Source organism: Variovorax sp. 38R (genome assembly GCF_014843395.1).
GTDB classification, from domain to species: Bacteria; Pseudomonadota; Gammaproteobacteria; order Burkholderiales; family Burkholderiaceae_C; genus Variovorax; species Variovorax paradoxus_H.
The window spans coordinates 3797637-3816711 of record NZ_CP062121.1 but is presented as its reverse complement, the minus strand read 5'-3'; the positions used below and the strand labels follow the sequence as shown (position 1 = coordinate 3816711).

The 19075-nt window shown below is 69.2% G+C and carries 17 protein-coding genes; 9 read left to right on the top strand and 8 right to left on the bottom strand.

Annotation, left to right across the window (positions count from 1 at the left end; all coding sequences use genetic code 11):
- The first annotated feature begins 12 nt into the window (after positions 1–12).
- Positions 13–2388 (top strand): YgiQ family radical SAM protein, encoded by a 2376-nt coding sequence (locus IG196_RS17590; RefSeq protein ID WP_192192153.1) that lies wholly within the window; start codon positions 13–15, stop codon positions 2386–2388.
- 21 nt (positions 2389–2409) lie between these two features.
- On the opposite strand, the gene IG196_RS17585 is transcribed toward IG196_RS17590, so the two are convergent.
- Positions 2410–3048, bottom strand: a complete 639-nt coding sequence (locus tag IG196_RS17585; RefSeq protein WP_192192152.1) for a DUF1294 domain-containing protein — start codon at positions 3046–3048, stop codon at positions 2410–2412.
- 289 nt (positions 3049–3337) lie between these two features.
- Here IG196_RS17585 and IG196_RS17580 point away from each other — a divergent pair, with 289 nt between their 5' ends.
- The 3 genes from IG196_RS17580 to IG196_RS17570 all read left to right on the top strand — a co-directional run bounded on the left by IG196_RS17580 (position 3338) and on the right by IG196_RS17570 (position 7411).
- The gene (locus IG196_RS17580; RefSeq protein ID WP_192192151.1) at positions 3338–4258 is read left to right on the top strand and encodes a DMT family transporter; all 921 of its coding nucleotides are present in this window, start codon (positions 3338–3340) and stop codon (positions 4256–4258) included.
- A gap of 7 nt (positions 4259–4265) precedes the next feature.
- Positions 4266–5171 (top strand): hypothetical protein, encoded by a 906-nt coding sequence (locus tag IG196_RS17575; protein WP_192192150.1) that lies wholly within the window; start codon positions 4266–4268, stop codon positions 5169–5171.
- Between the two features lie 152 nt (positions 5172–5323).
- Positions 5324–7411 carry an esterase-like activity of phytase family protein gene (locus IG196_RS17570; protein ID WP_192192149.1) on the top strand — a complete coding sequence of 696 codons (2088 nt, stop codon included), beginning with the start codon at positions 5324–5326 and terminating at the stop codon, positions 7409–7411.
- 7 nt (positions 7412–7418) lie between these two features.
- On the opposite strand, the gene IG196_RS17565 is transcribed toward IG196_RS17570, so the two are convergent.
- The gene (locus IG196_RS17565) at positions 7419–8291 is read right to left on the bottom strand and encodes a CoA transferase (RefSeq protein ID WP_192192148.1); all 873 of its coding nucleotides are present in this window, start codon (positions 8289–8291) and stop codon (positions 7419–7421) included.
- 156 nt (positions 8292–8447) lie between these two features.
- On the opposite strand from IG196_RS17565, the gene IG196_RS17560 reads away from it, so the two are divergent.
- Complete coding sequence (locus IG196_RS17560) at positions 8448–9350, top strand: SDR family oxidoreductase (protein WP_192192147.1); 903 nt, start codon at positions 8448–8450, stop codon at positions 9348–9350.
- Between the two features lie 3 nt (positions 9351–9353).
- Here the strand turns inward: IG196_RS17560 and IG196_RS17555 are convergent, their stop codons facing one another.
- Positions 9354–9812 (bottom strand): Lrp/AsnC family transcriptional regulator, encoded by a 459-nt coding sequence (locus IG196_RS17555; protein WP_139704551.1) that lies wholly within the window; start codon positions 9810–9812, stop codon positions 9354–9356.
- A gap of 125 nt (positions 9813–9937) precedes the next feature.
- Between IG196_RS17555 and IG196_RS17550 the strand changes: the two genes are divergently transcribed.
- Positions 9938–10549, top strand: a complete 612-nt coding sequence (locus tag IG196_RS17550; RefSeq protein ID WP_192192146.1) for a glutathione S-transferase — start codon at positions 9938–9940, stop codon at positions 10547–10549.
- A gap of 8 nt (positions 10550–10557) precedes the next feature.
- Here the strand turns inward: IG196_RS17550 and IG196_RS17545 are convergent, their stop codons facing one another.
- Together IG196_RS17545 and IG196_RS17540 are read right to left on the bottom strand one after the other, a co-directional pair.
- Entirely contained in the window at positions 10558–10947 is a 390-nt protein-coding gene (locus IG196_RS17545; protein ID WP_192192145.1) for a DUF488 domain-containing protein, read from the bottom strand.
- Positions 10948–10987: 40 nt separating this feature from the next.
- Entirely contained in the window at positions 10988–12865 is a 1878-nt protein-coding gene (locus IG196_RS17540) for a PhoX family protein (RefSeq protein ID WP_192192144.1), read from the bottom strand.
- Positions 12866–12969: 104 nt separating this feature from the next.
- Between IG196_RS17540 and IG196_RS17535 the strand changes: the two genes are divergently transcribed.
- On the top strand, positions 12970–13797 hold the full coding sequence (locus IG196_RS17535; RefSeq protein WP_192192143.1) for a crotonase/enoyl-CoA hydratase family protein: 828 nt from the start codon (positions 12970–12972) through the stop codon (positions 13795–13797).
- A gap of 316 nt (positions 13798–14113) precedes the next feature.
- Positions 14114–14428: a hypothetical protein gene (locus tag IG196_RS17530; RefSeq protein ID WP_192192142.1), complete on the top strand. Its 315-nt coding sequence runs from the start codon at positions 14114–14116 to the stop codon at positions 14426–14428.
- Positions 14429–14449: 21 nt separating this feature from the next.
- Here the strand turns inward: IG196_RS17530 and IG196_RS17525 are convergent, their stop codons facing one another.
- The 3 genes from IG196_RS17525 to IG196_RS17515 form a co-directional block, all read right to left on the bottom strand.
- Positions 14450–15736 carry an acyl-CoA dehydrogenase family protein gene (locus IG196_RS17525; protein ID WP_192192141.1) on the bottom strand — a complete coding sequence of 429 codons (1287 nt, stop codon included), beginning with the start codon at positions 15734–15736 and terminating at the stop codon, positions 14450–14452.
- A gap of 68 nt (positions 15737–15804) precedes the next feature.
- Positions 15805–17748 (bottom strand): YadA family autotransporter adhesin, encoded by a 1944-nt coding sequence (locus tag IG196_RS17520; RefSeq protein ID WP_225616704.1) that lies wholly within the window; start codon positions 17746–17748, stop codon positions 15805–15807.
- Positions 17749–17975: 227 nt separating this feature from the next.
- A complete protein-coding gene (locus tag IG196_RS17515; protein WP_225616703.1) occupies positions 17976–18296 on the bottom strand; it encodes a hypothetical protein in 321 nt (106 codons plus the stop codon).
- 267 nt (positions 18297–18563) lie between these two features.
- Between IG196_RS17515 and IG196_RS17510 the strand changes: the two genes are divergently transcribed.
- A complete protein-coding gene (locus IG196_RS17510) occupies positions 18564–19055 on the top strand; it encodes a hypothetical protein (RefSeq protein WP_192192138.1) in 492 nt (163 codons plus the stop codon).
- The last annotated feature ends 20 nt before the right edge of the window (positions 19056–19075 follow it).

Sequence of the window (19075 nt, the reverse complement as noted above, 5' to 3'; positions counted from 1 at the left end):
TAACTCCCACCGATGAACGCCCCCGTCGACGTCTCCTTTTTCGCGCGTGCCGCCAAGCCGCTGACCAGCTACCGCAAGTACTGGGCGGCCCGTTTTGGCACGGCCAAGTTCCTGCCGACCTCGCGCAAGGAGATGGACGCGCTCGGCTGGGACAGCTGCGACATCATCGTGGTCACGGGCGATGCCTACGTCGACCACCCCAGCTTCGGCATGTCGGTCATCGGCCGCATGCTCGAGGCGCAGGGCTTCCGCGTCGGCATCATTGCGCAGCCCGACTGGCAGAGCGCCGAGCCCTTCAAGGTGCTGGGCAAGCCGAACCTGTTCTTCGGTGTCACCGCCGGCAACATGGATTCGATGATCAACCGCTACACGGCGGACCGAAAGATCCGCAGCGATGACGCCTACACGCCCGGCGACATCGGCGGCTCGCGCCCCGACCGCGCGGCCATCGTGTATTCGCAGCGCTGCAAGGAAGCCTGGAACGACGTGCCGATCATCCTCGGCGGCATCGAAGGTTCGCTGCGCCGCATCGCGCACTACGACTACTGGTCGGACAAGGTGCGCCGCTCCATCGTCGTCGACGCCAAGTGCGACCTGCTGCTGTACGGCAACGCCGAGCGCGCCATCGTCGAGATCGCGCACCGCCTGGCCGCCAAGGAGCCGGTGCAGCAGATCACCGACGTGCGCGGCACCGCCTATGTGCGCCGCGAAACGCCTGAAGGCTGGTTCGAGATCAACTCCACCAGCGTGGACGAACCCGGCCGCGTCGAGGCGCACGTCAATCCATACCTGATGGTGTCCGACCAGGCCAAGGCCAACGGCGCCACCTGCGCGAAGGAAGACGAAGCGAAGGACGTCGCCAAGGCGGCAGAGGCGGCCGGTTCGCCGGCGGTCAACCCGGCGATCAAGCCGCTGACCTTCATGCCTAACCCGGCGCTGGTTTCGCGCACGAAGATCAAGGTCCCTCCGCGCGACCACTCGGTGATCCGCCTGCCTTCCTACGAACAGGTGCGCAGCGACCCGGTGCTCTACGCCCACGCCAACCGCGTGCTGCACCTTGAGACGAACCCCGGCAACGCCCGCGCGCTCGTGCAAGCGCATGGCGAGGGCACCACGGCGCGCGACGTGTGGATCAACCCGCCGCCCATTCCGCTCACCACGGCCGAGATGGACCTCGTGTTCGACCTGCCGTATGCGCGCAGCCCGCATCCGCGCTATGCCGACGAGAACGGCAGCCACGACGGCGCGACCAAGATCCCCGCGTGGGAAATGATCCGCTTCAGCGTGAACATCATGCGCGGCTGCTTCGGCGGCTGCACCTTCTGCTCGATCACCGAGCACGAGGGCCGCATCATCCAGAGCCGCTCGGAAGAATCGATCATCAAGGAGGTCGAGGCCATCCGTGATTCGGTCAGTGGCTTCACCGGCACCATCTCCGACCTTGGCGGCCCGACGGCCAACATGTACCGCCTGGGATGCAAGAGCCCCGAGATCGAGTCGGCGTGCCGCAAGCCCAGCTGCGTGTACCCGGGCATCTGCCCGAACCTGGGCACCAACCACGATCCGCTCATCAAGATTTACCGTCGCGCACGAGCGCTCAAGGGCATCAAGAAGATCCTCATTGGTTCCGGCCTGCGCTACGACCTGGCCGTGCAGTCGCCCGAGTACGTGAAGGAGCTGGTGCAGCACCACGTCGGCGGCTATCTGAAGATCGCGCCCGAGCACACCGAGCAGGGCCCGCTCACGAAGATGATGAAGCCCGGCATCGGCAGCTACGACAAGTTCAAGCAGATGTTCGAGAAGTACTCGGCCGAGGCGGGCAAGAAGCAGTACCTCATTCCGTACTTCATCGCCGCGCATCCGGGCACGAGCGACGAGGACATGATGAACCTCGCGATCTGGCTCAAGAAGAACGGCTTCCGTGCCGACCAGGTGCAAACGTTCTATCCGTCGCCCATGGCCACCGCGACGACGATGTACCACACCAACAAGAACCCGCTGCGCAAGATCACGCGCGAGAGCGAGACGGTGGACATCGTGCGCGGCGACAAGCGCCGCCGCCTGCACAAGGCCTTCCTGCGCTACCACGATGCCAACAACTGGCCGCTGCTGCGCGAGGCGCTCAAGAGCATGGGCCGCGCCGACCTCATCGGCAACGGCAAGCACCACCTCATTCCGACGTGGCAGCCGCTGACCGATGGCGGCTACACGAGTGCGCGCCGCAAGAATTCGACCTCTGCGCCGGTGGCTGCCAAGGCCGCTGCGCCGGTCAGGCTGACGCCCGTGAAGCCCTCGAAGGGCCGCATCCTCACGCAGCACACGGGCCTCCCGCCGCGCGACAACGGCAGCGGCAAGCCGCTCAACAAGCCTTCACGCAAGGTGCGTTGATGCGTTGAGTCGAAGGCGCGGTCAGGCAAAGACCGCGTGCTTCGACAGCCAGAACACCCACGCCCCCAGCGCTGCGCCATGCAGCGCGACCGTGACGTAGAACCTCCACAGGAAACTCGCCTTGCTCGACTTGTGCCGCAGCAGCCGCTGCGCGCACCACGCGCCCGGCCAGCCGCCCGCGAGCGCGAGCAGGTGCAGCGTGCTTTCCTGCGTGCGCCAGCGCCCGGCCTGCGCCGCACTCTTGTCGAAGGCATACGCCGCGAAGGTGAGCAGGCTCAACCCCGCGACAACCGCCAGCGCGAGCAGCGGCAGGCGACCAAGCCACACGGCGGCGCCCAGACCGGCGGCGTAGACCACGATCAACCAAGCGCCCCACGGCGTGCCGGCCGCACTGCGCCCCGAAGGCCGGCGCGGCTGCGGGCGTGATGCCGCTCGAGGCACTGCACCCGCCGAGGCCGCAGCCTCCACGGCCACCGCACGCGGCCCTTTGCCGCCGACATGGATTTCGTCGAAGCGCACCGCCATGCCGACCTGGGGCTTCAGCTGGCGGTCGCGAAAGTCGCGCAGGTGCACGAACACATCGGCCGACACCTCCGGGCTGCGGATGAAACCGAAGCCGCGTTCGGCCTCCCAACGAACGAGTCGACCTTGGCGCTTCATGGAATGCGGTGAAAGAGGGCAGGGCACATGCGGGCGATTCTCTCTTGTGGGCCTGCGGTCGCGCTTCTATCATCGGCCGCTCATGCACCTGCATCACTCTCCCCCTCCGTCGACCCGCCGCTGACGTTCGCGCGCGCCTCGCGCCGCGCCCGTCAGACCCGCAAGTGGTCGCTGCCGTCCGCCTTCTTCGCTGAATGAAGAACGCCGGGCGGTGGCCGGATAGTCATGCCCGCCCCCGGCAACACGTCGATACGACGCCGTGGCGGTGGGCCTCACGGAGAGTTTCAACATGAATGCAAAAACAACGGCCGCCCTGGCCTGGGGCGGCGTGCTGCTGGCCGGCGTGCTCTGGGGCGGCGGCGCCCTGGTGGCGCAATTCCTGATCGATGGCGGCATCGCGCCGCACAGCCTGTCGCTCGCGCGCTTCGCGCTGGGCATGCCGCTGCTGTGGTGGCTGCACTGGCAGGCGACGCGGCGCTCGCCGGCCGTCGATGCCGGATGGCGCCATCTGTCGCGGCGCGAGCAAGGCCACGTCATCGGCACCGGCGCCGCGATGGCGCTGAACGTGAGCTGCTGGTTCGCGGGCATCGCGCACCTGGGCGCCGCATTGCCGACGGTGATCTCGATCTGCTGCGCGCCGCTGATCGTGGCCTGCGTGTCGGTGCTGCGTGGCTACGAGCCCTTCGGCGCGCGCCTGCTCGGCGGCCTCGTGTTGGCGCTGGCGGGCGTGCTGCTGCTGGTGACGCCGGCCGGCGACTGGGGCGCCTTGCCGACGGGCTACGGCGCAGGGCTGGCGTGGTCCTTCGGCTCGGCCGTCTACTATGCGCTGGTGGTGCTGGGCAACGCGCGCATGCCGGCGCGGGTGCCGGCCGTGACCGCGTCCGCGTGGGGCATGAGTGCAGCGGCGCTGTGCATGCTCGGCGTCGCCGCTGCGAACGGCATCACCTGGCCCGACGGGGCGGCGCAATGGACGGGCGCCGCGTACACCGGCGTGGCGACCACCTCGGTGGCCTACCTGGCCTTTGCCTGGGGCGCGCGCCGGCTGTCGCCGACGGCGGCGGTGGTCGGCACGCTGGTCGAGCCCTTGGTGGCCGCGTGGCTCGCGGCGCTGTGGTTGGCGCAGCCGATGGCGCCGCGCCAATGGCTGGGGGCGGCGTTGCTGGCGGGCGCGATGCTGCTGTTGGTGCGGCGGAACCGGGGTATCGTGTAGCCCCATGATGAGCCGTTCGCCCTCCTTGCCGGTTTCGTGGAAACGCATCCTGGCGATGGCCGCGTGCTGCGGTGTGTCGCTGCTGGCGCACGCAGCCGCGCCCGAGGCCTCCGCGCCCACGGGTCCCCAGGCCCTGCGCGCGGAGCACCAGAAGCTCAGCGACAAGCTCGACCAGAGCCGCTTCGGGCGCCCCGTGCAGCTCAACTCCACCGAAACGCCGGGCGGCCTCGAGGGCGACATCTACGCCGTGGTCGAGCACCCGCTGTCGAAGGTCAGCGAGGCGCTCAAGGGCTCCGACCACTGGTGCGAACTGCTCACGCTGCACATCAACAACCGGCGTTGCCGCGTCAGCACCTCGCCGCAGGGCAAGGAGACGCTCACGCTGTTCGTGGTGCGCCGCTACGACAAGCCGGTCGACCAGGCCTTCGAGCTGCCGTTCGCCTACCGCGTGGCCAGCGCCACGCCCGAGCATCTGCAGGTCGAGATGTCGGCCGACAGCGGCCCGTTCGGCACCAGCAACTACCGCGTGCGGCTCGAAGCGGTGGCGCTCGACGAGCGCAAGACCTTCCTGCATTTCAGCTACGGCTACGACCACAACACGATGGTGCGGCTTGCCACGCAGGCCTACCTCGCCACCTTCGGCAGCAGCAAGGTGGGCTTCACCGTGGTGGGCAAGAGCGCTGACGGCCAGCCGGAGTACATCCGGGGCATGCGCGGGCTGGTGGAGCGCAATGCGATGCGCTACTTCCTCACGCTCGACGCCTACCTGGCCACCGGCAGCAGCGAGCCGGCCGAGCGCCGTCAGCGCTACTGGTTCGCGGCGGCCGAGCGCTATCCGCGCCAGCTGCACGAGGTCGACCTCGACACCTACCTCGCGGTGAAGCGCGAAGACCGCCAGCGCGACGGTCGCTGAGCAGGCGCTGAAAAGGCGCCGACCACGCAACCTTTCGGTTGCAGTTTCACGAGCTTGTCATCTGCCTCGGCATTAATCGCCGGGGCTTGCGCCTTTGCGCGGGCGCATCACAAGGACAACAAGCAATGCGCAAGACAACAAGAGGATCGAGGATGGGATGGCTGGTGCTCGTGGGCGCTGGCGCGGTGCTGACCGCCTGCGGCGGCGGCAACGGCGGCGGGGGCGGCTGGTCGTTCCCCGTGGGCGGCGGTGGCGGCACGACCAACCCACCGGCGGCCCAGTCGAAGACCGGCACCTTCCTCGATGCTGCAGTGGAAGGCCTCGACTACGTGGCCGGCAGCGCCGCCAAGGCCGCCACCAACGCCAAGGGCGAATTCACCTGCAAGGACGGCGAGACCGTCACCTTCAGCGCCGGCGCGCTGGCGTTGGGCAGCGCCGCATGTGGCGACGCGATCACCCCGTTGACCCTGGCCGGCGGCAGCGACGTGAAGGCCGATGCCGTGGTCAACCGCCTGCTTGCGCTGCAGAGCTTCGACGACGACCGCGACCCCGCCAACGGCATCCGCCTGACGCCCGCGCTCAAGGCCGCCCTGACGGCCGGCGCGCTCGACTTCAACGCCTCGCCCGACGCCTTCCACACCGCGCTCAACGCGGTGCTGGCTGCGTTGCCCGCTCCCTACAATGCCCGCATGGTCGACTCGAACCGCCGCATGCTGGCCCGCGAACACTTCGAGGACACGCTGGCCTCGCGCCTGGCCGCACCGGTCACCGAAGCATCGACGCAGACCAATCAGCTCGGCGCCATCGGCATCGCCGTCACGCGCTACCAGCTGCAGGCCGACACCCGCTTCCACGTGCCCTACGAGGGCGACAACGCGGACATCAAGGCCGACTTTCCGCAGGGCTTCCTGCCGGCCTACGGCTCGGGCCTGGCGTTCAAGGGCAAGGCCGACGACGGCACGCTCGAGTTCTATGCCATCACCGACCGCGGCCCGAACGGCGACGGACCGACCGCCCCCGTGCCCGGCGGCGGCGACGGCGTCACCAGCATCAGCAAGGTGTTCCCGGCGCCATCGTTCGCGCCGAGCTTCGGCATCGTGCGCGTGGGCAAGACCGGCGTGGTGCTCAGCACCAGCGTGCCGCTCAAGCGCGACGCCAACACCAAGATCACCGGCCTGCCGCCGCGCTCGGGCGTGGGCTCGACCGGCGAGACCCCGCTGACCGACCAATACAAGTTCGACGAGGCCAAGGCCGGCTACGACGCCCACGGCCTCGACCCCGAGACGCTGGTGCTCGACAAGGCGCGCAACGTGCTGTGGACCAGCGACGAGTACGGCCCCTTCATCGCGCGCCTGAACATCGCCAGCGGCGTGGTCGAGAAGAAATACGCGCCCGGCCCCGGTGCCACCGACCTGCCGGCGGTGCTGGCCCAGCGCCGCCCCAACCGCGGCATGGAAGGCCTGACGCTCGACGCGGCCAGTGGCGTGCTGCACGGCTTCCTGCAGAGCCCGATCGACCCGCGCGATGCCAACGGCAAGTCGATCAAGGCCAAGCCGCCGGGCGGCACCAACACCGACGTGCGCCACATCGCCAAGTTCACGCGCTGGCTCGCGTTCGATCCGGCCACCGAGACCTCGAAGCTCTACGCCTACCCGATCGACGGCAGCCAGTACGACAAGGACCGCACCGGCAACGCCAAGCTCGGCGACGTGGTGAGCCTGGGCAACGGCCGCTTCATCGTCATCGAGCAGGGCGCGCGCAAGGGCGACGGCAAGGTGTTCAACAAGCTGATGCTGGTGGAGCTGCCGGCCAACGCGACGAACATCGCCGCCCCGGAGTTCAACCACAACCTCGAGATCAGCAGCATCACGCAGGCACCGTCGAATGGCGTCGACTATTCGACCGTGGTGACGATGCGCAAGACCGAGCTGCTCGATCTCAACGTACTGGGCTGGCTGGCCGAGAAGGCCGAGGGCCTGACGGTCGTCGACGACCAGACGCTGGCGCTGGTGAACGACAACGACTTCGGCCTGGGCACCATGCTGCTCGGCGCCGATGGCACCCGCCTGGCCGGCAGCGTGGAAGAGTGCAAGGTCGATGCCATCGGCCAGCTGAGCGATTGCCCGGGGGGCGCCACCAGCGCGCGCATCACGCGCGGCTCCGACCTCGAGCGGCCGACGCGCATCTGGCTCATCAAGCTCGACCGCAAGCTCAGCGAGCTGCGCCTGCCGGCTTCCTGAGTCGCCGTCAGTCGGCCAGCGTGAGCAGCGGCACGTCGCGCTCGCGGCCCATGGCCTCCAGCTCGGCGCGCGTGCGTGTCGCGAGCCAGGCGGCCAGTGCCGCGTGCGTGGCGGGCGCCATCATGTCCGGCGGCGCCACGCCGGCCACGTCGCACAGGCGTGCCGCGAAATGCGGCTCCAGCGCCGCCACCGCCACGCGGCCGTCGGCGCAGGGATAGACGCGGTAGCCCGCGTGCGCGCCGCCCACCGCACCTTCGGGCTTCGTCAGCCCCCAGGTGCGGGGCAGGGCGAGCCAATCGGCCGACGCGTTCAGCGCCACTTCGAGGTACACGCCACCGCGCTGGCGGGTCTGTTGCAGCATGGCCTTCAGCACCGCCTCGCTCGCGAGCAGCGCGCCGCCCATGTCGGCGTACAGCGTGGGCGGCAGCTCGGTGCCGGTGACGAGGCCGCTTTCGGCGAGGTAGGTCAGGTCGTGGCCCGGCTCCTCGGCGCGCTCGCCCGGCGCACCGACGATGGCGACCTGCGACAGCGCCGGGTGCCGCGCCTGCAGCGTCGCCCAGTCGAGTTTCAACTTCTGCAGCGCCGAAGGACGGAACGAGGTCAGCAGCACGTCGGTGCTGGCCAGCTCGGCGTGCAGCAACTCCTGCCCAGCCTCGCTCTTCAGGTCGACCGTGCGGACCTCGACGCCCTCGTGCAGCGCGGTGTAGGCGGGCCGGTTGTACAGCCCCATCGGATCGCCGCCGGGCGGCTCCAGCTTGAGGCAGGTCGCGCCCATCGCGCGGCAGCGCAGCAGCGCGGCGGGGCCCGGCAGGTTGAGCGCGAGGCTCAGCACGCGCACGCCGTCGAGCGGCAGGAAGGAAGCATCGGCGGAACGGGGCATGGGTCGTGTGTCCGGAAGGTGCGGGGAAAAGGGGGCGCGGCCATTTTCACCCGTCGGCAAAGCCAGATTCCGCAAGCCACGGCGCCCTGGCGGTCGTAGCATGCGGCGATGGCAGCACGCGCTCCTGCCGCTGCCGCAACGCCAAGGAGACCCCTCATGTTCGAAGCATCCCTGATGCGCGGCCAGCGCATCCTCGTCACCGGCGGCGGCACCGGCCTTGGCCGTGCCATGGCCGAGCGCTTTCTGAGCCTGGGCGCCGACGTCGCCATCTGCGGCCGGCGCCAGGCGGTCTGCGAAGAAACCGCCGCCGCCTGGCGCCAGCAGTTTCCCGATCGGCGCATCGATGCCTTCGGCGTCGACATCCGCATCGCACAGCAGGTCGACGACATGGTCGAGAGCCTGTTCCAGAGCGGCGGCCTTACCGGCCTCGTCAACAACGCGGCGGGCAACTTCGTCTCGCCGACCGAGAGCCTGTCGCCGCGCGCCTTCGACGCCGTGGCGAACATCGTGTTTCACGGCAGCTTCTACGTGACGCAGGCTGTGGGCAAGCGCTGGGTGGCGCAGGCCAAGTCGGGTGCGTGGAAGCCGGGCGACGCCTATCGCAGCGTGATGAGCATCATCGTCACCTGGGTCGACAACGGCAGCCCCTACGTCGTGCCTTCGGCGATGAGCAAGGCCGGCATCGAGGTCATGACCAAGTCGCTCGCGGTGGAGTGGGCGCGCCACGGCATCCGCCTGAACGCCGTGGGCCCCGGCGAGATCCCGACCGAGGGCATGAGCAAGCGCCTGAACCCGGGCGAGGAACCCGGTGCACGCAGCATCAAGACCAACCCGATGGCGCGCGTGGGCCGCATGAGCGAGCTGCAGAACCTCGCGTCCTTCCTGATGGCGCCGGGCCAGTGCGACTGGCTCACGGGCCAGAGCATCATGATGGACGGCGGCAATGCGCTGGCCACCGGCGGCAACTTCTACGAGTTGCGCGAGTGGAGCGACGCCGACTGGCTGGCCGCGCGCGAACGCATCGAGGCGCAGAACCAGAAGGACAAGGCGCAGCGCTGAGCGCTACTTGCGCGGCGGCTTCGCGGCACCCACGGTGACCTGCTTGCGCACGGGGCTCGACAGCACGAGCGAGGTGGTCACCGAGCCGTCGACCGCGAGTGCGTCCACCACGCGTTCCAGGTCGGTGGGTTCGGCGATGGCGCAGCGCACGAAGAAGCAGTCGGCGCCGGTCACGCGGTCCACCGCGAGCACTTCGGGCATGGCCTCGAAGAGCGCGAGGTAGCGCGCAATGGCCGCGTGCGTGGTGTCGATGCGGATGATGGCCTCGAGCCCCACGCCCAAGGCACGCAGGTTCACGCGTGCGCCGTAGCCTTCGATCACGCCCGCATGCTCCAGCTTGCGCACGCGCTCGCTCATGGCCGGCTGCGAAAGGCCGATGCGCTTGCCGATGGCGGCCAGGCTCTGGCGTGCATCGGTCTGCAGGGCTTCGAGGATGAGGCGGTCTTTCTTGTCGAGGGTCATGGCGTGCGGCGGAGGAAGTGGGGACCGATGATCGATCGGTAGGCGGTGCTGATTTTCGATGTGTTGCCCTTCTGCGCATGCGGCGCGGGCGCTATGGTGGTGGTCATCTTTCTTCAGGAGACCCCATGCAACTCGTCGGCATGCTCGACTCGCCTTTTGTCCGCCGCGCCGCGATCTCGCTGCGGCTGCTCGGCCTTGATGTCGAGCACCGCTCGATCTCGGTCTTCAGCACCTTCGAACAGTTCCGCGCGATCAACCCGGTGGTCAAGGCCCCGACGCTGGTGTGCGACGACGGCACGGTGCTGATGGACTCGACGCTCATCATCGACCATGCGCAGGCGGTCGCTGGCCGCAGCTTGTTTCCCTCCGATCCGGTGGGCCGGCTGCGCGACCTGCGCCTCACAGGGCTCGCGCTCGCGGCCTGCGAGAAGACGGTGCAGATCGTCTACGAGCGCAACCTGCGGCCCGCCGAGAAGCAGCACCAGCCGTGGGTCGATCGCGTGCAGGGCCAGCTGAACACGGCGTATGCGGAGCTGGAGCGCGAACTGGCCGCAGCGCCGCCGGCGGCTCCTGCAGAAAGCACGATCACGCAGGGCGGTCTCTCGGCGGCGGTGGCCTGGACCTTCACGCAATTCATCCTTCCCGACGCAGTGCGCCCGTCGGACTATCCGCTGCTTGCCGCGTACACGGCGCAGGCCGAGCAGCTGCCGGTGTTCGTCGGCGCGCCGCTGGTCTGAACGACCGCTCAGGCTGCGATGTCGGCCCCGCGCTCGGTCAGCAGGCCGCGCAGCAGCGAGCGGTGGCAGCGCGACTCGTCCTCGCAGTAGCAGCCGACCGCCAGCGCGGCGGTGTGCGAGAGCGCCGCGAGCAGGTCGAGGCTGCGGCTCGCGTCGGCCTCGGCCATCTCGGACTTGTACTTGCGCATGAAGGCGTTCCACTGCGCGGGGGTCTCCGCCTCCTGGCCCAGCTTCATCGTCTCGGCGGACGGCGCAAGGTTGGGGTACCACACGTCGTACCAGTTCTGCGAGGCGAACTCGGTCTTCGGCACGCCGCGCGGCGGACGGCGCACGGTGCCGATGCGCAGGCCCTCGCCGGGTGCGCGCGGGGTGCCGAGACGGACGATGCGGATGCTCATGACAGGGGTCTCCTGGGGCTGTTTTTGTGCGGGTGTTCTGTCAGGTGCCGACGATACCGCCGTCGCGCCGGCGGATTGCCAGCGTGGCCGAGCGCGGTCGCGCGCTGCCAGGCGGCGTGCCATCGGGCCAGGCGCTGTTGTGCTTCGCGTCGCCGTCGTCGCGCGATTCGCCCGGGTGCTGGATGTTGACGAACAGCGTGCGCCGGTCGGGCGTGACCACGCAGCCCGTGATCTCGCAGCCGTTGGGCCCGGTAAGAAAGCGCTGGATGCGGCCCGTGGCCGGGTCGGCGCACAGCATCTGGTTGTTGCCGAGCGCGGCATAGGGCGGCTTGCCCATGGACTGCCCGCTCATGTCGGTCTGGATCCAGAGCAGGCCGCCGCTGTCGAAGTGCAGGCCGTCGGGGCAGCCGAACGCGTCGGCGTGTTCGCCGGGGTAACGCGTGCCGGCGCCGGGCTGCGCGGGGTCGCCCGCAAGCGCGTAGTGGTCCCACGCGAAGGCGGTGCTCGCCGCGTCGCCGCCGTCTTCGCGCCAACGCAGGATGCCGCCGAAGAAGTTGGGCGCGCGCGGGTTGACGGCGTCGGCGCCGGGCTTGCCGAGGTCGCCGCGCTGCGAGTTGTTGGTGAGCGTGACGTACACCTCGCCGCTGTGCGGGTGCACGGCGATCCATTCGGGGCGGTCCATCTTCGTGCCGCCGACGATGTCGCCTGCGAGCCGGGCGTGGATCAGCACTTCGGCTTGGTTGGCGAAGCCGCTGGCGGCGTCGATGCCGTGGCGGCCGCGCACGAGTTCGAGCCAGCGCCCGCGGCCGTCGGCATCAAAGCGCGCGACATGCAGCGTGCCCTCGTCGAGCAGGTGCCGGTTGGCCGCGCGCGCGGCGGCGTCGGTGCCGGGGCGCACGGTGTCGCGGCTCACGAACTTGTAGATGTATTCGAAGCGCGCGTCGTCGCCCATGTAGACCACCACGCGGCCGTCCTTGGCCACGGTGCAGGTCGCGCTTTCCTGCCGCTTGCGGCCGAGCGCGGTGCGCTTGACGGGTGCTGATTCGGGGTCGAACGGATCGATCTCGACCACCCAGCCGAAGCGGTGCGGTTCGTTCGGATGGCGGCTCAGGTCGAAGCGCTCGTCGAAGCGCCAGTACTCCACCCACTGTGCGCCGGGCACCGTGCCGTAGCGGCGCTGCGCGGGTGTCGCGTCTTTCGCTGCTTCTTTCGGGCCGCCGAAGTAGCCGTGGAAGTTTTCCTCGCAGGTCAGGTAGGTGCCCCAGGGCGTGACGCCCATGGCGCAGTTGGCGAAGGTGCCGAAGACGGTGGTGCCTGCCGGGTCGGCGGCGGTGCGCATCAGCGGCGTGCCCGCGGCGGGGCCGGCGATGCGCATCGGCGTGCGGCCGTGCACGCGGCGCGCGTAGGGCGAGGGCAGCACCTGGCGCCAGCCTTCGGGCGTGCGGCGGACCTCGATCACCGACACACCCATCGCATGCAGCGACTTGCGGACCTTGTCGGCGTTCCAGGCTTTCACGCCGTCGCTGTGCAGCAGTTGCTCGTCGGTGTACTCGTGGTTCATCACGAGCAGGCCGCGCTCGCCGCGCGCATCGAGCGCGAAGAAGTGCATGCCGTCGTGGTGCATGCCTGCCTGCAGGGCCTGCTCATCGGCGCTGTTGCCGGCGTCGGGCGCGAAGGCCGGCATGCGGCCCGCAAGGCCTGTGGGCGCGCCCCAGGGGTAGAGCATCTGCCACTCGTACTCTGGCGGCACCACCACCGCGTCGCGTTGAGAAATGGGCACGCTGGTGAAGAAGCCCGACGGGTCCGTCGCGCCTGTGGAAGGCGGCAACTGCGAACGCGCACAGCCCTGGCCGAACAGCGCGACCACGGCGGCAGTCGCACCCGATTGCAGGAGAAAGTGACGGCGGTCCAGAGGCATGGCGAGGCGGCGGAGGTGTTGGGTCGGCGACAGTGCGCATCATCGCCCAGCGGCCCACCCGCGCGATACTGGACCGATACCAGGACACCGACAGGAGACATGCAATGAGCGACCGTATCGAATGGACCCGCCACGCCGACGGCGTGGTGGAACTGCAGCTGGCGCGCGCCGACAAGATGAACGCGCTCGACCCCGCGATGTTCGACGCGCTGGTCGAAGCCGGGCAGGCGCTGCGCGACGACGGGAGCGTGCGTGCCGTGGTCATCGCGGGTCGCGGCAAGGCCTTCTGCGCGGGGCTCGACATGGCCTCGTTCGAACGCATGGGGCAGGGCGCTGCCAGCGACGTGCTGGGGGCGGGGGCCGGTGGCACCGACCTCATTGCGCGCACGCATGGCATAGCGAATGCCGCGCAGCAGGTCGCAATGGTGTGGCGCGACGTGCCGGTGCCGGTCATTGCGGCCGTGCACGGCGTGGCCTTCGGCGGCGGGCTTCAGGTGGCGCTGGGCGCCGACATCCGGCTCGTGGCGGCCGACACCAAACTGTCGGTGATGGAGATCAAGTGGGGCCTCGTGCCCGACATGGCGGGCATGGTGCTGATGCGCGAACTGGCGCGCACGGACGTCGTGCGCGAACTCACCTTCACCGGCCGCATCTTCTCGGGCGAGGAGGCCGTGCGCCTGGGCCTGGCGACGCGCGTGGCCGCCGACCCGTTGGCCGAGGCGCTGCAGATGGCGCACGAGATTGCGGCCAGGAGCCCCGACGCGATCCGCGCTGGCAAGAGGCTGTTGAACGCCTCGCTCGCGCACAGCGCCGCCGAACTGCTGATCGCCGAGTCGGTCGAGCAGCAGGCGCTGATCGGCAGCCCGAACCAACTCGAAGCCGTGAAGGCCAACATCGAGCGGCGCGCGCCGCAGTTCAGCACGCCGGCCTGAGCGTCTCTCGCTCGTTGTCTTCAGGCGCCTCGCGTTGCAAAAACAACGCGAGGCGCACCTGTTGGCACGCCCGATTCGGCCTGCCGAAGGGGCCGTCGCCACATTCCGTATGCCAAAAATCGTACACAAAGTGCGCTAACCGTGTCTTTGTGTAAGAATTAAGTAGTTGTTTTCCCGGGTAATTCGACGGAATTGACCGCACTTAGTGTGCGGAAGATCACGACTTGCCATATGCGCTCGGTCAGGAAAATGACTATCGGAGTCACACTCGAAAACAATTAATCAACTTTTGCTTTGGCTAGCGACGGCGTTCCGCATGTCGACGAATACGTTTTTCTGCAATCTCAGCGTGCCCATCCTCGTGGGCGAGGACCGCTACAAGTACGTCCCGATCGTGGGGGTGTTTCGCAGCATCCCCATCGAACAGGTCGATGAGTGGGTGATGCACCCCGACGGCCGTCCGCGCAGCGATCGCGAACTTGCCGCCGAAGTGCTGGTGGAAATCCGCAAGCCGCTCGGCACCAGCGGCCACACGGCGCCGAACGCCTTCGACGTCGCCGACATCCTGCAGCTCGATCGCGCAGCGGCGATCGTGGTGTCGACCTTTCTCGCGGCGCTGCCGCGGATCTGAACACCTCCCTCGCTGCTCGTCTCAGCTCGCGATGGCGCCGACGGCCCAGTAGAAGGTCGGCCGCGCGCCATTGAGCAGGTGGTCGCCCACCACGCGCCCCTTGTAGATCGTCGGGTTGTGCGACGCCAGCGTGCGCGCATTGCGCCAGTGCCGGTCGAGCCGCCGGTCTTCCTGCAAGGCCGAGGCGCCACCGATGTCGAACAGCCGCGTGCCGGCTTGCAGTACCGCATCGACGATGCCGGCCTGCGCCTTGGCGGTGTTCAGCTCCACCTCGAACAGCAGTTGCTCCGGCACGGGCTCACCGCGCTGAAGATGGCGATCGACCTCGCCGAGGCCACGCGCCACCGCCTGCACGGTCGACGCAGCCACGAAGGCCGTGCTCGCGAGCTGGCCGATCACCTGCTGCACCAGTGGGTCTTCGCGCGGCGTGGCGCCGCTGCCGTGGCTGTAGACGCGCTTGCGCGGCTGCACGAAGGCCACCGCGTCGCGCACGATGGCGCGCGCGATGCCCGCCAGCGTGGCCAGGTGCGTGAGCTGGAAGTGCGCGGTGAGCGGCGTCGGCTGGTCGCGCACGTACAGCAGCACGTGCTCGGGCTTCACGCGCACCTGGCGAAAGCGCGTCGTGCCCGATGCGCTCAGTCGCTGGCCGAAGCCGCGCCAGTCGTCCACACGTTCGACGCCTGCGGCCTCCGCGGGCACGAGGGCGATCACGCGGTCGCTGCTGCCGTCGTCGTTCAGGCGCTGGGCAGCGACCGAGATCCAGTCGGCGTAGAGCGTGCCGGTGCTGTAGAACTTGTCGCCGTCGAGCCGCCACACATCGGCGCTGTCCTGCTTGTCGCGCGTCAGCGTGGTCTGCAGGGCGCCGAGCGCGCCTTCGCCGAGCTCGGTGGTGGCATTGCCGAAGATCACGCCGTCGGCTGCGAGGCGCATCCACGGGCCGTGCAGCGCGGGATCGATCTCGGCGAACAGGCGCTCGATGAAGCCGAAGTGCGCGCGAAGAATCTGCGGCAGGTTGGAGTCGGCCTCGCCGAGTTCGATCAGCAGGTCGTACAGCTGCTCGACCGACGCACCGAGGCCACCGTGTGCGAGCGGCACGCGCAGCGCACCGAAGCGGGCGGCCTTGAGCCAGGCCACGGGGGCGTAGGCCAGTTCGCGTTCGTGCTCGCGCTGCGCCGCGTGCTCGGCGATGCGGTCGAAGACGGGGCGAAAGCGCTCGGCCAGTTGCTGCGAAGAAGGTGCGAGCGTGGAAGGACGGGTGGGGGCCGAGGGCGCGGCAGGGCGCGTCGGCGTGTCGTGAAGGGATGCCATGGCGAGCCGGGCGGCCCCGAGGGCGCGCCGGAAAAGAGCGAGGCGACTACCATGCGCGCTGTGCCGCGTCACTCGCCCTTCAGCCCCACGCGCACGCCTACCGATCCGCTCGACCCGCTCGACCCGCTGACTCCCGCGGAAATCGCGAGCGGCATCTCCGTCGCGAGGCGATGCATGACGCTCGCGCCCATCGCCGATTCGCCCTTGTAGTTCGCGAGCTGTGCGGCCCAGCTGGTCTTGCCCGGTGCGGACGGCATCGGCGCGTCGCCCATCGCCATCGCCGCGGCCACGCCCTTCGCTGCGAAGGTGCGCGCTTCCGACACCGCGGCCGCATTGAGCTGCTGTGCCTGCTGCAGGTTGACCGCGTCGGTGGGCAGCACGCCCGGCGCGACGTTGGCGATGCTGCGCGTCTGGCCGGTGGCCGCATTGCCCACCGACACCGAGTTGTCGCGCGTGGCCACCGAGCCCTGGCCGAGGGCGACCGAGTTCGATCCTGCGGCCAGCGTGTTGGCGCCCAGCGCCACCGCGTTGTTGCCCGTGGCGACGGCGTCGTTGCCGACGGCGGTGGTTGGATCGGCCAGCGCCTTCGCGCCCGCGCCGATCGCCACCGAGCCCGCGTAGCGCGCCTGCGCCCCGTTGCCGATCGCCGTGGTGTTGTCACCGTTGGCCGTGGCGTTGGTGCCCATCGCCGTGGCGCCCGTGCCCGTGGCCTGCGTGCCCGTGCCGCAGGTCACGTTGCCGCCGCTGAAGCTGCACAGTCCGTTGGACAGCGCCTGATTCATGACGCCCTGCAAGGCGGCGACCTGCTGCATCGTGAAGGTATTGGCGGTGGTGAGCGCGCCTTGCTGGATCTGCTGCAGCTGTCCGACGTTCGCGGCGTCGGTGGTGGCGACGCCGGCGCGCACGTTGCTCAGTGTGGTGCCTGCGCCGCCGTTGGCGTTCAGTGCGACCTGGGCGCCGCCTGCGCCGTATTGCACGGAGTTGTTCGCCACGCCAAGGGCCGTGTTGGCCGTGCCTTGCGCAGCGACCGCGGTGGTCTTGGCGTCGGTGGCGGTGGTTTGTGCGCCCTGGGCGGTGCTGAGGGCCGTGTTTGCGGTGCCTTGGGCCGTTGCTGCAGCGGTGGTCGCGGTGTTGGCTGTGCCTTGAGCAGCGACGGCTGCGGCTTGCGCTGTACCGGCTGCGGCCAAGGCGGAGTTGGCCGTTCCTTGGGCACCCACGGCGCTGGTCTGCGCGGTGGCTGCGTCCGCCGCCGCCGTGTTCGCGGTCTGCTGCACGGTATGCAACTGGCTGCCGTTGACCGCATCGGTGCTTGTGGCGTTCACCGCACCGGCGCTGACGTTGACCAGGCCGCGCGTTTGACCCGCGCTGCCGAAAGACACCGTGTTGGCCGTCGTGGCGACCGAGTTCGCACCGATGGCCACGCCGCCGGTCGCGCCGCTCGCGACCTGGCTGCCCGAGCCGATCGCCACGGCGCCCGTGGCCAGTGCGGCTGCGCCCGAGGCCCCGTTGTTCGCACCGCCGATGGCCGTGCTGCCGTTGCCCGATGCCACAGCGCCCTGGCGGGTGCCCGAGGCGCTGCCGATGGCGACGGCGGCGTTGCCCGACGCCTGTGCGCCGCTGCCGCCTGTTGGGGCGGGGTTGCCACAGCAACCGTCAGTGCCTGAGCCTCCCGCGCCGAGCGCGATGGCACCACCCGCCGACGCCTGGGCACCACGTCCTCCGGCGCCGCCCGTGCCGCCCGCTTCGCCGAGCGCGCCGGAGCCACCGCCCCCGATGGCTGTCGCCCCGCCCACGGTGGCGCTGGCGCCGGACCCGCCCGCGCCGCCGGTTCCGCCTGACTGTCCGAGGCCGCCATTGCCACCCGCACCCAGCGCGGTCGCGCCGTCGCCAGAGGCCGTGGCGGCCGCCCCGCCGGCGCCGCCCGATCCGGCGGATTGACCCGTTCCTGCATTGCCCGCGTCGCCATGGATCAAGCCGGCCGCATGGACGCTGCCGGCGACCAGCAAGGTCACGGCGGTCAGATGTTGAAGGGTGCGCAGGCGCGGTTGTTTTGTTGTCGGCGCGGCATGCAGTTGTCCATGAACACGATGGATACGGATTGGGTTGGACATGGACTTTTTCCCTGTGAAAGCAAATAAGACAAACGCGACGAAGTGTGTCTATTTGCTCTCTGCGGAGCCATACCCGAAAACTGGTACGAGCCCCTGGGGGGTGCGTGCCCCGGGGCCTCAATGGCGGTTCAGATCGCCTTCACCTCGAAGTACGCCTCGTCCGTGTCGCCCAGGTCGCGAAAGCCTGCCTTGCGCGCGGCGTCGTAGGCCTTGATCCAGCGCGCGGCCAGGGCGATCTCGGACTTGGTGAGGTCGGTGTCGCTGGATTCGCTGGCGTTCTGGAAAGCGCGCATCACGGGCAGCACATCGGCGCCCAGTTGCTTCTCGAGCTCGCGCCGGAAGCGCTGCTCTGCGACGCGGACTGCGTCGGCCGACGAATGGGGGTAGTCGATCAGCTTGGCAGAGAAGGCTTCGCGCAGTTCGTCTTCGGATGCCTCAGGCAGGACCATAGGGGCGGGCTCGTGAAAGTGAAAGGCGGTCGATGGCGGCGGTGCCGGCCGGGGGAAGAAGAGTTCAGCTTGGGTCATGGTTCACCACGCGTTGGACTGGGATGCGTTCTTCGGCATGTGGATCCCTTTGAAATACTGTTCAAATGTACAGTATCAAGTGGGGATTCAAACGGCGAACAGCATGCATGGGGCGCCGCAAACGCTCTGCTCTAATGGCGCCTCGCCGGGGAGGCCCAGGCTTGTTTCACATAGGAAGGTGACCCGCAGATGGATTGGATGACTGTCCTTGGGACCGTTGTGGTGATCGTCCTCCAGGGGCTGTCCTTCTGGTTCATCTATTGGGTCTGGAAGAAGCTTCGCACACCCAAGGCGCCGCGAGCGGGCGCTGCACCCGTTGTGATCAAGGGCGGGGTCGTTCCCGTCGTGGCCACCTTCACCGGACTGCGCGGACTGCCGTGGGTGGCGCTGGCGACCAACAGCCTGAACCCTGTGTTCCGCATTGAAAGCGAGCAGCTGGTGTACCGCGTGCTGCGCCAGCGTCAGCGGCCTTTTGCGGACATTCGCCAGGTCGATGTGCGCGAGGCCTACGGCACGTTCAACCTGATCTTCGAGTTCCGCGATACGCGGCGGACCTTCGTGGCCAATGTGAGCATCGCTGCGCGCGGGGCGCAGGCGCTGTCGTTGTTGCCGCAGGGCGTGCCGCTCTCCGATCGCGCACGGAAGGCGCTGCGGCCGACGGACCCCAAGGCAGGCGCCTGATCCCGGGCACGCGTCGCACC